General features: G+C 51.1%; 14 protein-coding genes. 8 read left to right on the top strand and 6 right to left on the bottom strand.

All coding sequences use genetic code 11. From position 1 onward, the window contains the following. Nucleotides 1–270 precede the first annotated feature (270 nt). The 3 genes from nadA to V2P20_RS12000 form a co-directional block, all read right to left on the bottom strand. Nucleotides 271–1,368 (bottom strand): quinolinate synthase NadA, encoded by a 1,098-nt coding sequence (gene nadA / locus V2P20_RS12010; protein ID WP_331818606.1) that lies wholly within the window; start codon nucleotides 1,366–1,368, stop codon nucleotides 271–273. Nucleotides 1,369–1,520: 152 nt separating this feature from the next. Continuing rightward, complete coding sequence (gene aspS, locus V2P20_RS12005) at nucleotides 1,521–3,305, bottom strand: aspartate--tRNA ligase (protein ID WP_331818604.1); 1,785 nt, start codon at nucleotides 3,303–3,305, stop codon at nucleotides 1,521–1,523. A 69-nt stretch (nucleotides 3,306–3,374) separates the two neighbouring features. Beyond that, nucleotides 3,375–3,653, bottom strand: a complete 279-nt coding sequence (locus tag V2P20_RS12000; RefSeq protein ID WP_331818602.1) for a zinc ribbon domain-containing protein — start codon at nucleotides 3,651–3,653, stop codon at nucleotides 3,375–3,377. A 108-nt stretch (nucleotides 3,654–3,761) separates the two neighbouring features. Here V2P20_RS12000 and pyrC point away from each other — a divergent pair, with 108 nt between their 5' ends. Beyond that, nucleotides 3,762–4,796, top strand: a complete 1,035-nt coding sequence (pyrC, locus tag V2P20_RS11995; RefSeq protein WP_331818600.1) for a dihydroorotase — start codon at nucleotides 3,762–3,764, stop codon at nucleotides 4,794–4,796. A 76-nt stretch (nucleotides 4,797–4,872) separates the two neighbouring features. On the opposite strand, the gene V2P20_RS11990 is transcribed toward pyrC, so the two are convergent. Continuing rightward, complete coding sequence (locus V2P20_RS11990) at nucleotides 4,873–5,607, bottom strand: VacJ family lipoprotein (protein WP_194968668.1); 735 nt, start codon at nucleotides 5,605–5,607, stop codon at nucleotides 4,873–4,875. A 135-nt stretch (nucleotides 5,608–5,742) separates the two neighbouring features. Here V2P20_RS11990 and rnt point away from each other — a divergent pair, with 135 nt between their 5' ends. Further along, entirely contained in the window at nucleotides 5,743–6,366 is a 624-nt protein-coding gene (rnt, locus tag V2P20_RS11985) for a ribonuclease T (protein WP_194968669.1), read from the top strand. Between the two features lie 47 nt (nucleotides 6,367–6,413). Here rnt and grxD read toward each other — a convergent pair whose 3' ends face one another. Further along, a complete protein-coding gene (gene grxD, locus V2P20_RS11980; RefSeq protein ID WP_194968670.1) occupies nucleotides 6,414–6,737 on the bottom strand; it encodes a Grx4 family monothiol glutaredoxin in 324 nt (107 codons plus the stop codon). A gap of 173 nt (nucleotides 6,738–6,910) precedes the next feature. Here grxD and V2P20_RS11975 point away from each other — a divergent pair, with 173 nt between their 5' ends. The 5 genes from V2P20_RS11975 (at nucleotide 6,911) to cpdA (ending at nucleotide 12,141) form a co-directional block, all read left to right on the top strand. Beyond that, complete coding sequence (locus V2P20_RS11975; RefSeq protein WP_331818595.1) at nucleotides 6,911–8,092, top strand: acetylornithine transaminase; 1,182 nt, start codon at nucleotides 6,911–6,913, stop codon at nucleotides 8,090–8,092. Continuing rightward, complete coding sequence (gene argF, locus V2P20_RS11970; protein WP_331818706.1) at nucleotides 8,089–8,991, top strand: ornithine carbamoyltransferase; 903 nt, start codon at nucleotides 8,089–8,091, stop codon at nucleotides 8,989–8,991. Before V2P20_RS11975 ends, argF begins: the two co-directional genes overlap by 4 nt. Nucleotides 8,992–9,034: 43 nt before the next feature. After that, entirely contained in the window at nucleotides 9,035–9,706 is a 672-nt protein-coding gene (locus V2P20_RS11965) for a TIGR04211 family SH3 domain-containing protein (protein ID WP_331818594.1), read from the top strand. A 305-nt stretch (nucleotides 9,707–10,011) separates the two neighbouring features. Beyond that, nucleotides 10,012–11,328 (top strand): amino-acid N-acetyltransferase, encoded by a 1,317-nt coding sequence (gene argA, locus V2P20_RS11960; protein ID WP_331818592.1) that lies wholly within the window; start codon nucleotides 10,012–10,014, stop codon nucleotides 11,326–11,328. Nucleotides 11,329–11,337: 9 nt separating this feature from the next. Further along, a complete protein-coding gene (gene cpdA, locus V2P20_RS11955; protein ID WP_331818590.1) occupies nucleotides 11,338–12,141 on the top strand; it encodes a 3',5'-cyclic-AMP phosphodiesterase in 804 nt (267 codons plus the stop codon). On the opposite strand, the gene V2P20_RS11950 is transcribed toward cpdA, so the two are convergent. Beyond that, on the bottom strand, nucleotides 12,135–12,677 hold the full coding sequence (locus tag V2P20_RS11950; protein WP_194968675.1) for an RNA pyrophosphohydrolase: 543 nt from the start codon (nucleotides 12,675–12,677) through the stop codon (nucleotides 12,135–12,137). The two genes, cpdA and V2P20_RS11950, sit on opposite strands and share 7 nt — an antisense overlap. 161 nt (nucleotides 12,678–12,838) lie before the next feature. On the opposite strand from V2P20_RS11950, the gene V2P20_RS11945 reads away from it, so the two are divergent. Then, nucleotides 12,839–13,525, top strand: a complete 687-nt coding sequence (locus V2P20_RS11945; protein ID WP_331818587.1) for an HAD family hydrolase — start codon at nucleotides 12,839–12,841, stop codon at nucleotides 13,523–13,525. The last annotated feature ends 409 nt before the right edge of the window (nucleotides 13,526–13,934 follow it).

Here is a 13,934-nt window from a genome sequence, read left to right as displayed (position 1 = left end):
GCAGCATTAAATCGGCTGCGATGATGAATCGAACCTTGACGCCACGCCTAACAGCTTATAGGCAAGACTAATCGCCAAGTTGTTCTAAAAATTCAGCCAAGGTAGCCTATTGAGCGGCGGCATGATCAGCAATGGCTATCGATTACGGCGGAATTTATTCATCGAAGTCATCCGCTGCCTTCATCGGCGCCTTTACGCCTTCAATGGCGCATTTGAATCCACAATTTCAATCGGGCGTCGATGAGTAACTCCAGCTGATTAAACTAACAATTATTTTATAGCCAGCATATCGTCCAGCGCTTTTTTAGCCAGCTTGGCGATATTGGCCGGCACGGAGATCTGGTTGACGACATGGCCAGCCACCAGATTTTCCAGCACCCAGACCAGATGCTGCGGATCGGTTCTGAACATGGTCGAGCACATGCACAGCATGGGCGACATGAAATGCACGTTTTTGCCCTGCGCTTTGCATTCCTCGCTCAAGCGATTGACCAGGTTCAATTCCGTCCCGACCAGCCAGCGGGTGTTCGGCTCGGCTTCACGCACAGTCTTGAGAATGTACTCGGTGGAACCGATGTAATCCGATTTCTGGCACACTTCGAAACAGGCTTCCGGATGCGAAATCACCTTCGTTTCCGGGTAACGCTGCAGGAAGTTATCGACATGTTCCGGCTGAAATGCCTGGTGCACGGAGCAATAGCCGTTCCACAGGATCATCTTGGCATTGCGGATCTGCTCGACTGTTAGCCCGCCCATCGGTTTGGTGAAATCCCAGACGACCATTTCCTCCAGCGGAATGCCCATCCGGTAGCCGGTGTTGCGGCCTAAATGCTGGTCCGGGAAAAACAGGATTTTCTCCCGGCGCGCAAAGCTCCATTGCAGAATTTTCTGCGCGTTCGAAGAGGTGCAGACAATGCCGCCATGCTCGCCGCAGAAGGCTTTCAGATCGGCTGCCGAGTTGATATAGGTGACAGGCGTGACTTGAGATTCCACATCCAGCACTTCCGCCAGCTCGTTCCAGCATTTCTGCACCTTGATCAGGTTGGCCATATCGGCCATGGAACAGCCCGCCGCCATGTCCGGCAGAATGGCGATCTGTTCGGGCCTGGACAGGATGTCGGCCACTTCGGCCATGAAATGCACGCCGCAGAACACGATGTATTCGGCATCAGACTGGGCCGCTTCCCTGGACAGCTTTAATGAATCGCCGGTCAGATCGGCATGTTTGAAGACTTCATCGCGCTGATAATGGTGGCCCAGAATAACACAGCGTTTGCCTAACTTTTCTTTGGCCGCGACAATGCGCGCATCGCATTCCTCGTCGCTGAGCAATGCGTAATCTTGAATCGGTAATGCGGTATCGGTCATTTTAAAGAACAAACCTCAACAGAGAATAACTTGGTAATTCACCACGGACACGAGGGAACGAAGTGTTTGGCTATATAAGACACTTCGTTCCCGGTATAAGTTTTGCCTCCGCCGCATTATTTTTAGGCGAAGGCAAATAGTGGACAAGGCCGTTACGATGCCTTGGCAGCAGCTGGTTTCAGCAACCGGATGCCCAGTTCGCGCAGCTGCGTATCATCGACGGGAGCCGGTGCGTTGACTAATGGACAGGCCGCTGACTGCGTTTTAGGGAAGGCAATCACGTCGCGGATCGAATGCGAGCCGGTCATCAGCATGACCAGGCGATCCAGCCCGAACGCCAGTCCGCCATGCGGCGGCGCGCCGTATTTCAAAGCATCGAGCAGGAAGCCAAATTTTTCTCTGGCTTCGTTATCGTCGATGCCCAAGATTTTAAATACGGTCTGCTGCATGGCCGGGCGGTTGATACGGATCGAGCCGCCGCCGACTTCGGTGCCGTTCAGCACCAGGTCATAAGCGCGCGACAGCGCTGTGCCGGGATTGGCCAACAATTCTTCAGCCGAGCAGCTTGGCGCCGTGAACGGATGGTGAATCGCGGCCCAGCGCTGGTTCTTGTCGTCCCATTCGAACATCGGGAAATCGACCACCCAGACCGGTTTCCACTCGCCTTCCAGCATGTTCAGGTCGTGGCCCAGCTTGACGCGCAATGCACCCATCGCTTCGTTGACGACGCTGGCCTTGTCGGCGCCGAAGAAAATCAGGTCGCCGGTTTGCGCGCCGGTTTTGGTCAGCACTTTTTCCCAGACTTCGGCCGGCGCGAATTTGACGATCGGCGACTGCAGGCCGTCAATGCCGCCATTGCGGTCGTTAACTTTAATATAAGCCAGACCTTTGGCGCCGTAGATGCCGACGAATTTGGTCAGGTCTTCGATGTCCTTGCGGCTCAAGTCGCCGCCGTTAGGCAGGCGCATGGCCACAACGCGGCCTTTCGGATCGTTGGCCGGGCCCGAGAAGACTTTGAAATCGACAGCTTTCATTTCTTCAGCGATGTCGACCAGTTCCAGCGGGATCCGCAGGTCCGGACGGTCGACGCCGAACCGGGACATGGCTTCCTGATAGGTCATGCGCGGGAAAGTCGCATCGAGCTGCACGCCGCTAACCTTGGCGAACAGCTGACGGATCATCTCTTCCATGATTTCCATGATCTCGTTTTCGTCCATGAAAGAGGTCTCGATATCGAGCTGGGTAAATTCAGGCTGCCTGTCGGCGCGCAGGTCTTCGTCGCGGAAGCAGCGCACGACCTGATAATAGCGGTCCATGCCGGAAACCATCAGTATCTGCTTGTAAAGCTGCGGCGACTGAGGCAAGGCAAAAAAGGCGTTTTCATGCGTACGGCTGGGCACGATGTAATCGCGCGCGCCTTCGGGCGTGGCTTTGGTCAGGTAAGGCGTTTCGATCTCGAAGAACTCGTGGTCATCGAGGAAATTGCGCAGCGTGCGCGTGACATCGCGGCGCACGCGCATTTTTTCCTGCATGGACGTGCGGCGCAGATCGATATAGCGGTAGCGCAGGCGCATTTCCTCGTTGACTTCGATGTCGCTTTCAACCGGGAAAGGCGGCGTTTCGGATTCGTTCAGCACTTCCACGCCGGTGGCCAGCACCTCTATTTCACCGGTGCCCATATTCGGATTAACCGTGCCTTCGGGACGGTCGCGCACGATCCCGTTGACTTTTAAAACATATTCGCTGCGTACACTTTCGGCGACCGCGAAAGTTTCGGGAGAATCAGGATCAAATACGACTTGCACCAGACCGGCGCGGTCTCTCAGATCAATAAAAATAACCCCGCCATGGTCCCGGCGGCGGTGAACCCAGCCGCATAATTCAACCGTTTCGGCTAAATGTTTTTTGTTTAATTCTCCACATTTGTGGGTACGCATAAGTTTTCTCTGTTAATCCAAAAAATTTGTCGATATTACGTGCTTAGACTGGCAGATGCAAGCCGGTTTCTAATGGCTGCTCTTGCAGCCTCCGCCGCAGCAACTGGCGGCACTGGGCGCGCTGGCGCTGGAACTGCCGCTCTCGCCGGCTACGTTTTTCTTGTTGCCGCTTTTAAAATCGGTTTCATACCAGCCGCCGCCTTTCAGTCTGAATCCGGCCGCTGAAATCTTTTTCATGAGCTCCGGTTGGCTGCAGGCCGGACAGTTGATTAATGGCGCGTCGCTGAGTTTTTGCAAAGCTTCATGTTCATGACCGCACGCTTGACATTGATATTCGTAAATTGGCATTAGCCCCTCCGATAACAAAAAATAATACCCAAAATAGGGGACTGTATTAGTTTTTCAAGGTCCTTCCTATAAAATAATTGCCTATTTTACAGAAAGATGACATCCAGAATGAAAAAATTAACCATCACACGACCCGACGATTGGCATTTGCACGTCAGAACCGGCGCGATTTTAAAAACTGTCATGCCGCATACCGCACGGCGATTCGCCCGCGCCATCATCATGCCCAATCTGAAACCGCCCGTGACGACCGTGGCGCAGGCCCTGGCCTATCGGGAGGAAATCCTGCAGGCTGTACCGGCGGATCTGGATTTTACGCCGCTGATGACGCTATACCTGACTGGCGCGACGACTGCGGATGAAATCAGGAAAGCCGCCGAATGCGACCATGTCCAGGCGTTCAAGCTGTATCCGGCCGGCGCCACGACGCACTCCGATGCCGGCATCAGCAATATCAAGGCCGCCTACCCGCTGCTGGAAGCCCTGGAAAAACACGATGTGCCTTTGCTGATCCATGGCGAAGTCACCGATGAGGCTTGCGATATTTTCGACCGGGAGCGTGTATTTGTTGATAACAGCCTGACCGAGATTGTCAAAAATTTCCCGGAACTGCGCATTGTCGTCGAGCATGTGACAACAACGGAAGCTGTGCAGTTTGTGCAATCGGCCGGCGCGCGCATTGGCGCCACTATTACGCCGCAACACCTGATGTTCAACCGCAACGCCCTTCTGGCCGGCGGCATACGGCCGCATCATTACTGCCTGCCCATCATCAAGCGCGAACATCACCGTCAGGCTTTGGTCGCCGCCGCCGCCAGCGGCAATCCGAAATTCTTCCTGGGCACGGACAGCGCCCCGCATCTGACTTCGTTGAAGGAAGCCGCTTGCGGCTGCGCGGGCTGTTACAGCGCCCATGCCGCGCTGGAACTGTACGCGGAAGTCTTCGAGCGGGCCGATGCGCTGGGCAAGCTGGAAGGTTTTGCGAGTTTCCATGGCGCCGATTTCTACCGTTTGCCGAGAAATTCAGGCACGATCACCCTGGAAAAAGCCACCTGGAAAGTGCCGGCCGCTTACGGCGATGATTCGGTATCGATCACGCCGCTGAAAGCCGATGAAGAACTGAGTTGGCAGATAGCACAGTAAACTCATTCAGACCGCAAACAGGCGGAATCTGTCGTCTGTTTGCGCTCTGAGCGCAGGTTAATGAAAGATCAATCGGCTATGGATTATTTTCGTCCAGTTCCAGTTCATCCTTCTCCTCCTCCGGCACATTGCCGTCGTGAACCAGATAATTGCGCCGCTGCAAATAGGCGTTTTTGAAAAACTCATACCTGTCCAAAGCCGCTTCATCCGCTGCTTTTTCAGTCCCCAAATTGTCTGCGCGAAAATCAGTCCAATTCGCTGCGAACAATGAACCGCTGATAATGCCGCTATCAAGATAGCTGATGGGATTCATGGCCGTATCGCCGATCAGGCCGCCTATGCCGCGCGGAGAACTGGGCCCTAAGAGAGGCAAGACCAGATAAGGCCCTGTCGGCAAGCCCCAAACACCCAGCGTCTGGTCAAAATCCTCTTCGTGTTTGGGCAGATCAATCATCTCCGCAACATCGATGAATCCGCCGATACCGGCCACCGTATTGACAATAAAGCGTGATCCGTCCATGCCGGCCTGCGATAACTTGAACTGTAAAAGATCATTTATTGTGACGCCGATATCATTAATATTACTGAAAAAATTAGTCACGCCGCGATCGGCGAATGACGGCATAATCCACTGATAGCCATTGGCAATAGGCTTTCCTACATACTCGTCAAGGTTATCATTGAACAACTGCACATCCCTGTTCCAGTTTTCCAGCGGATCTCTGGTATCTCGTGTACTGGTTGCGCATCCCGCCATCATGCCCAATAATATAAAGTTTGCCAATCGTGTTATTGATCTGTTCTTGTGCATGGCTTTGCCTTTAATTTCGCTATTATTTTTATTCTGACTTAAATTTCGCGTAACATAGCATAAACGGCTTCAGCTATCGATATTCGCCATTATGTTACTTAATTCTTCCCATACCCCTGATTCCGCTCAAATTTAATGGATATACCCAAAATTCCTTTAGACAAACGCTTTAGAGGCTATCTGCCTGTCATTGTCGACATAGAGACAGCCGGTTTTAACCCTAAAAAGCATGCATTGCTGGAAATCGCCGCCGTGATTGTCGAACTTAACAGCCAGCACGATCTGGAAATCACTGAGCGCTACTCGACGCATGTAATTCCGTTCAAAAATGCCGAATTCGATGAATCTGCCCTCAAATTCAATGGCATAGACCCGCACCACCCTTTCCGTATGGCTATTGATGAGAAAGAGGCGCTTGACATGCTGTTCAAGCCCATCAAGGAGGCGGTAAAGCGCAACAATTGCACACGGGCGATCCTGGTAGGCCATAATCCGGCTTTCGACATCAATTTCCTGAATGCGGCCATCCATCGCACGCAAATAAAAAGAAGCCCGTTTCATCCGTTCAGTACATTTGACACGGCTACGCTGGGAGGATTGGCGTATCAGCAAACCGTGCTGGCAAAAATTGCCAAATCAGCCGGCCTGGAATGGGATAATGAAAAAGCGCATTCTGCGCTATACGATGCGGAGAAGACAGCCGAGTTATTCTGCAAGATAGTCAACCGTTGGAAACGGCTCGAATCACTCGCCCTCTAAGACAATGACTATCATACCCGGGATCCGGGTATGATAGTCTCTGCAAATCATTCTGCAATGGCGCCGACTGCTGCCAGCATTTTGCTCAACTCGCCCTTGTTGTACAGATCAATCATGATGTCGCAGCCGCCTACGAGTTCGCCGCCGATGTAAAGCTGCGGATAGGTCGGCCAGTTTGAATATTCCTTCAGCGCCTCGCGAATCTCAAGATCTTCGAAGATATTGACGTACATGTATTTCGCATGACAGGCATCCAGCACCTGAACAGCCTGGCCGGAAAAGCCGCATTGTGGAAAATCAGGCGTGCCTTTCATGTATAAAACAACCGGATTGTTTTCGATCTGGTCTTTGATTCTTTCAATTACGTTCATAGTAGCGGTTACTCACTCGAGAAATAAAACTGACTAATTTTATCAACAATTATGGCGTTAAAAAAGTAAATCTTGCAAGCCTGCGCTTGCCTGAGAGCTGTTTGAAAACTATAATCGAACATTTTTCCAACGGGCAACCGACTTTCCGCTATTTTTGTTTATAGGCAGAATCAATGACTAGCCATATTATGCCAACTTATGGGCGCTTACCCGTGACTTTTGAGCGCGGCGCCGGCGCATGGTTGTGGGACACTAACAATAAACGTTATCTGGATGCCTTATCCGGCATAGCCGTATGCAATCTGGGCCATGCGCACCCGGCAGTGCACAGGGCCATCTGCAAACAAAGCGAAACCTTGCTGCATACGTCAAACGTGTATGTTATCGCTGCCCAGGAACGCCTGGCCGATAAATTGATTGCAAAAAGCGGCATGGATAATGTTTTTTTCTGCAATTCCGGCGCCGAGGCCAATGAAGCCGCCATCAAACTGGCTCGTCTATATGGACATCAACAGAATATAGAAAATCCAGCTATCATCGTCATGGAAAAAAGCTTTCACGGCCGCACGCTCGCCACATTGAGCGCTACCGGCAACACGAAAGTGCAGCAAGGCTTTGCGCCGTTGGTCGAGGGGTTTGTACGCGTGCCTTATAATGATGTCGACGCCATCGAACAAGCGATCAAACAAAATGCCAATATCGTTGCCGTATTGGTTGAGCCCGTTCAAGGCGAAGGCGGCGTCAACGTTCCCGCTGCCGATTACCTTAACCAAATTCGCAATCTGTGCGACCAACACGGACTGCTGATGATGCTGGATGAAATCCAGACCGGCATAGGCCGCACCGGAAAATTTCTTGCCTATCAACATAATGCAATCCTGCCTGACGTTTGCACGCTAGCCAAAGCATTGGGCAATGGCGTGCCGATCGGTGCCTGCCTTGCTCATGGCAAAGCGGCTCAATTGTTTACCACAGGCGCCCACGGCTCGACATTCGGCGGCAATCCTCTGGCATGCAGCGCAGCATTAGCCGTGTTGGAAACACTGGAGAATGAAGACCTGATCGGACAAGCCGAACAAAAAGGCGCCGCTATCAGCGCCGGATTCAGCAAGCAATTGGCTGATAACCCGCATGTTGTCGACGTTCGCCATAAAGGTCTCATGATCGGCATCGAACTCGACGCGCCTTGCGCAGACCTTGTGAAATCAGCCCTGGAGCAAGGTTTACTGATCAATGTCACCAGCGAGAAAACTATCCGTCTGCTGCCGCCATTGATCATTGATGACCAGCAAATCAATCAACTTGTAGAAACCTTATCCGCTCTTATTCAAGCGCACACAAAACCATGCCTATGAAACCCAGACACTTCATCAGTCTGTTTGACTTATCGAGCGACGAATTTCGCGGCTTGATCAACAGAGCCACAGAACTGAAAAATCACCGAGATCCTGATTATCAGCCTTTAAAAGGCCAAGTTCTGGCGATGGTCTTTGAAAAATCATCGACGCGTACCCGTATTTCATTTGAAGCGGGCATGATCCATTTTGGCGGCAGCGCATTGTTTCTGTCACCCAGAGACACCCAACTAGGACGCGGAGAGCCGCTGCAGGACAGCGCCAAAGTCATTTCCAGCATGGTTGATTGCATCATGCTCAGAACCAACAAGCATGAAACGGTAACTACATTTGCCGAGCATTCGCGGGTACCTGTGATCAACGGATTAACCGATTTGCAGCATCCATGCCAGTTATTGGCAGATATGCAGACTTATTTTGAGCATCGCGGCGATATTCAGGGCAAAACAGTCGCCTGGATCGGCGACGGCAACAATATGTGCCATTCCTATATTGATGCCGCAACCCTATTGGATTTTAAATTGAACATTGCCTGCCCGGCCGGTTATGAACCCGCAAAATCCATTGTCGAGGCGGCGGGCGAACGCGTCCGTTTTTTCTCCACGCCACTGGCAGCAGCCAAAGGCGCGGATTTGCTCGTCACTGACGTCTGGGCCAGCATGGGGCAGGAGGAAGAACAAAAACAACGTGAAATAGCCTTTCAAGGTTATCAGATCAACTCAGACATCATGAAAGCTGCAAATCATGATGCCCTGTTCATGCATTGTCTGCCGGCACACCGCGGTGAAGAAGTCTCTGCCGATGTTATCGACGGTCCGCAGAGCGTTATCTTCGATGAAGCCGAAAACCGTCTGCACGCACAGAAAGCGCTGCTGGAATTTCTAATGCATCGTAAATAACGCTAAAATTCATTTTTTCGGACGATCAAAAGCAGAGATTCAAGTGAAAAAAATATTAAGTTCGTTTTTTATTTTAATGCTGGCTTTCGGTTCAGCGCAGGCCGATACTGTCTATGTAACCGACAATCTGGATCTGGCATTTAGAAGCGAAGAAAACACGCGTGGTAAAGTTGTAAAAATGCTCCATCCGGGCACGCCTCTGACAGTGCTCAGTCAAAACAAGGAAACCGGCTTCATCTACGCACGCCTTGATGACGGCACAGAAGGCTATATTCTGGCCCGCCATACCAAAAAAGAACCGCCCAGCCGTTCTCAACTGGATGCCGCCAATAAAAAACTGGCGTCACTGGAAAAAGAAAACACGACACTTAAAACTGAACTTGAGTCGCTGAAAAGTTCATTGACACCGGGAACAACTCTCGAACAGTCTCTCGCAACGGAACGCGACCATTTGGCCAGAGAACTGAGCGAGCTGAAGCAAACCGCTTCCAACGCCGTGGAATTGAAAAATCAACGCGATGAACTTCAAGAGCGCGTGGTCAATGTTGAAAGGGAACTGGAACAGCTTAAACTGGAAAACAAGGCACTGGCGGACAGCAGCAAACAGGACTGGTTTTTATATGGCGGCATTCTATCCCTGGTCGGCGTCATCTTGGGATTCATCCTGCCCAAATTGGGCTGGCGCCGCAGAAGCAGCAGTTGGGATACTTACTGAGATCAGGCAGGCTTTTGCCTTCTCGTATCCCACATTTTAAACCCATAACTTTCGGGAATTGCTTACATGGCTAATTCAGGCGACAAAAAAGTCCGCACCTACTCTTCTCAAGGTGTTGACGGCATGGAGCGTGCGTATCAACAGACTGCGAAGATGCCGCTCGCGGCGTACTGGCGAAATATGCCAAATTAGTCAACTCAGTTTCCCTGAGCGCCGTTACCGATAATCTGGATTAACTCCATCCCAATGCTGGGTGTTTCGGCACCCAGGCTTTCCGCTCTTTCAAAAATTCTGTAAGTGCTATTATGGAATCACATCACTCATTCGTCAGCTGGTTCAGAAACTCATCACCCTATATACATGCGCATCGCAACAAAACGTTTGTGATTTCGTTCGGCGGCGAGGCAGTTCTTGACGATGACTTCGCCAATCATGTTCACGATTTTGCGTTAATGAACAGCCTGGGGATACGTCTGGTACTGGTCCACGGCATACGCCCGCAGGTAGATCAACGCCTTAACAACACTACCCCGCCGCCCCGTTTTCATAATCATTTGCGCATTACCGATGATCTGGCTCTTCAGTGCGTAAAAGAAGCGGCCGGACTGGTGCGCGTGGAGATTGAGGCCCTCCTGTCGATGGGCCTTGCCAACTCGCCGATGGCGGGCGCTAAAATCAAGGTAGCTTCCGGCAATTTCGTTACCGCCAAACCGATAGGCGTCATCGACGGCATCGATTACTGCCATACAGGCGAAGTCCGGCGCATCGACAGCGCGGCAATTCATCAGCAGTTGGACCAGAACAATGTCGTGCTGATTTCGCCTATCGGCTATTCGCCCAGCGGAGAAATTTTCAATTTGTCCGCCGAGCAAGTCGCGACGGCCGTCTCGATTGCGTTAAAAGCCGAAAAGCTCATTCTATTGACCGAACAAAGCTGCTGCCATCCTGATAGCGATGCGCAAATTCAGCAAATGACTACCGCTGAAGCCAGTGCTTTTCTGGAACAGCACTCTGACCTTGCCGACACGGTCAGCCTGCCTCTGAAAGCCGCTATCCAGAGCTGCCAGTCAGGCATCGACCGAGTGCATCTGATCAACCGCAACCATAACGGCGCCCTGCTGCTTGAACTTTTTACCCGGGACGGCATCGGTACTTTAATCAGTTCCATGCCGTTCGAAGAATTGCGCCCCGCCACTCTGAACGACATAGGCGGCATACTGGAACTGATTAAGCCGCTGGAACAACAAGGTAAATTGACCAAACGTTCCAGGGAAAAAATTGAGATGGAAATCGCCGATTATATCGTGATTGAAAGAGACGGCTTGATCATAGGCTGCACCGCATTGCACCCGAATGAGCAGGAAAAGTCCGGCGTCATTGCCTGCATGGCCGTTCATGCAGATTATCAAGGCTCAGCCAGAGGCAATCGCATGCTGGAATATGCCTACCGCAGAGCAAGCGGACTGGGTTTGAAAAAATTATTCGTGCTGTCGACACAAACCATGCACTGGTTTATCGAACGGGGGTTCTTGCCCTCAGATATCAACAGCCTTCCTGACCCGCTCAAGGCGTTATACCATCCGCAGAGAAATTCCAAGATTCTCTGTAAAAATATTGAATAGGATTTTGCCATGACTCATATCCCTGATCGCCTGTCGATACTGCAAATATCTGATTCGCACATTCTGCCCAATCCCGGCGAGACACTATTGGGGATCGATACGGACCATTATTTCCGGGCCGTTCTTGAGCAGGCTTTTGCCTCGGAGCACCGGTTTGATTTGATTCTGTTCACGGGCGACCTGGCCCAGCACCCCGGCCGGTCAAACTATCAACACATCCTGAACACGCTTGAAGCATATAAAACGCCTTGCGTCTGCCTGCCCGGCAATCACGATGATTATGAGTTGATGCAGGAAATACTGAACACGGAGCTAGTCAATTGCCGCAAGCAGGTCTTTTTAGGCGACTGGCAAATCGTCAGCTTGAACAGCCAGGTGCCTGGAACTCCCGACGGCTACTTATCAAACCAAGAACTGACATTTCTTGAACAATGCCTTGACGCCCATCCGGATCGCTATGCATTGATTGCCATGCATCATCATTGCCTGTCCGTCAACAGTCCCTGGATGGATACCATGATGATAGAGAATGCGCAGGCGCTGTTTGCGATAATCGGCAAGCATCCGAATGTCAAAGCCGTCACGTTCGGCCATATCCATCAAGCTATAGAGCTTGATGCGGGCTCGGTTCGCGCATGGGGGTCGCCCTCTACCTGCTTCCAGTTTCAGCCTGCAAGCACACAGCTCGTGGTCGCCGATACGCCGCCGGGTTACCGGTTGATCCAACTGTCTGCCGATGGCCGGCTCGAATCAGAGGTTCATCATTTACCCGAGCCGTTAACCGGGCTGAAAACAGATGCGCAGGGCTATTGATGGTTGGCCCCGTTGTATCTTTTTTCTTTCGATAAATACCCTTCCGCGTTAACCGGCACGGAATCGACAGTCAGCAGCGCACCCAGTTCGGTCATCGCCTTCTGATACACTTTGCGTTTGAAATAGACGACATCCTTCAGCGGTTCCCAATAATCCACCCAGCGCCAGCCATCAAATTCCGGCTTGGCGCAGCGGTCGAAGCGCACATTGGATTCCTGCGTTATCAGCCGCAAGATAAACCAGATCTGCTTTTGCCCGATACAGACTGGCAGTGAATTCTTGCGTATATAACGCTCAGGCAATTGATACCTCAGCCAGTAACGGGTACGCCCGAGTACCTGTACATGTTGTTCCTGTAGCCCCGTTTCTTCCCACAATTCTCGATACATCGCTGTTTCAGGATCTTCATTCTGATGAATTCCGCCTTGCGGGAACTGCCATGAGTTCACGCCCATCCGTTTTGCCCAAAACACGCGACCCTCGTCATTGCAAAGGATGATGCCGACATTGGGCCGATATCCTTTAGAGTCGATCATGTTTAAAAACCTATGTCTTGTCCTTTCCTATGTTTAATCTTGCGTGTGGTAGAATTGCAAACTATAGGTCAGGTAATAAATTAATTGCCTCCATTGTTCCATAAAAAATGTACAGACGCCATAGGGCAATATTTTTTTAATTATTTCAGACAGGTTTACCCGTGAGTTTAGCGATTTTCGATTTAGATAATACTTTGATTGCCGATGACAGTGATTATTTGTGGGGGCAGTTTCTTGTCGAACAGGGCATTGTCGATAAAGATCAATACGCAAGCGCTAACGCTAAATTCTATGATGATTACAAACAAGGCACGCTGGATATAAGGGCATTCCTGCGCTTTTCTCTGCGGCCTTTGGCCGACAACCATCCCGAACAGCTTTACCGGTGGCGGGCGCAGTTTATCGAAGAAATCATCAGGCCCTTGTTGTTGAAATCCGCACAAGAGCTGATCGCCAAACACAGGGACCGGGGCGATACCTTGCTGGTCATTACCGCCACCAATCGCTTCGTTACCGAACCGATAGTCAAACTGTATGGCATTGATAACTTGCTGGCGACTACACCGTCATTCACAGAGGGCCGATATACTGGAGATTTTGATGGCATCCCCTGTTTCCAGGAAGGCAAAGTGAAGCTGCTGGAAGCGTGGTTAAAAGACTCGACGGAAACCATGCAGGACAGCTGGTTCTATAGCGATTCACACAACGATCTGCCATTGCTTAAGCTGGTCGATAATCCCGTCGCGGTCGATCCGGATGAAAAGCTGCGCCAGTTCGCGGCAGCGGCCAAATGGCCGATCATTAGCCTAAGAAACGATCAATGCCCGACGCATCACTTCCATAAATAATCTGACCGGATGGGCCAAGGTGCCAGCTGATAACACTGATAAAAAAGTTCTCATGCAGTACGCCTTGGTTCTTCCGACCTAAAGCTCATACAATTTGACCAAGCTGAAAGCGGGCTGAGTCCAAAGCATTTAACCGCAGATTTCCTAATCAAGCGCACCCAGGCGGCAAATCACTATCTGGACTTACGCATTTCGTTCTTCTGCTACCGGCTATTTTTAAAGTATGGTGGCGATTAAAATCGCCCCACAGGCTTGCGTAAGTCCTGACTGTATTAATCAGAAACCACGGATAGCAATACTTCGGACAGTTTTAATGGAGAAGAACCATGAGCAAACTCTGGGATAATACGGTTTCTGACATCGAACAACCCCAGAAATCAGCTCATGGAAGGAATAGTAAACTCAGTTT

Origin of the sequence: Methylobacter sp. Wu1, from assembly GCF_036553575.1 — a bacterium.
GTDB lineage: Bacteria > Pseudomonadota > Gammaproteobacteria > Methylococcales > Methylomonadaceae > Methylobacter.
Note: the sequence above shows the minus strand (reverse complement) of the source record. Positions and strands in the feature narration are given on the sequence as shown.

Bases quoted from the DNA above. Each gene is read 5' to 3' on its own strand.
- grxD (WP_194968670.1), bottom strand. From the start codon at position 6,737: ATGAACGTAATTGAAAGAATCAAAGACCAGATCGAAAACAATCCGGTT.
- rnt (WP_194968669.1), top strand. From the start codon at position 5,743: ATGGATATACCCAAAATTCCTTTAGACAAACGCTTTAGAGGCTATCTG.
- aspS (WP_331818604.1), bottom strand. From the start codon at position 3,305: ATGCGTACCCACAAATGTGGAGAATTAAACAAAAAACATTTAGCCGAA.
- argF (WP_331818706.1), top strand. From the start codon at position 8,089: ATGAAACCCAGACACTTCATCAGTCTGTTTGACTTATCGAGCGACGAA.
- nadA (WP_331818606.1), bottom strand. From the start codon at position 1,368: ATGACCGATACCGCATTACCGATTCAAGATTACGCATTGCTCAGCGAC.
- cpdA (WP_331818590.1), top strand. From the start codon at position 11,338: ATGACTCATATCCCTGATCGCCTGTCGATACTGCAAATATCTGATTCG.
- argA (WP_331818592.1), top strand. From the start codon at position 10,012: ATGGAATCACATCACTCATTCGTCAGCTGGTTCAGAAACTCATCACCC.
- V2P20_RS11950 (WP_194968675.1), bottom strand. From the start codon at position 12,677: ATGATCGACTCTAAAGGATATCGGCCCAATGTCGGCATCATCCTTTGC.
- V2P20_RS11990 (WP_194968668.1), bottom strand. From the start codon at position 5,607: ATGCACAAGAACAGATCAATAACACGATTGGCAAACTTTATATTATTG.
- V2P20_RS12000 (WP_331818602.1), bottom strand. From the start codon at position 3,653: ATGCCAATTTACGAATATCAATGTCAAGCGTGCGGTCATGAACATGAA.
- pyrC (WP_331818600.1), top strand. From the start codon at position 3,762: ATGAAAAAATTAACCATCACACGACCCGACGATTGGCATTTGCACGTC.
- V2P20_RS11975 (WP_331818595.1), top strand. From the start codon at position 6,911: ATGACTAGCCATATTATGCCAACTTATGGGCGCTTACCCGTGACTTTT.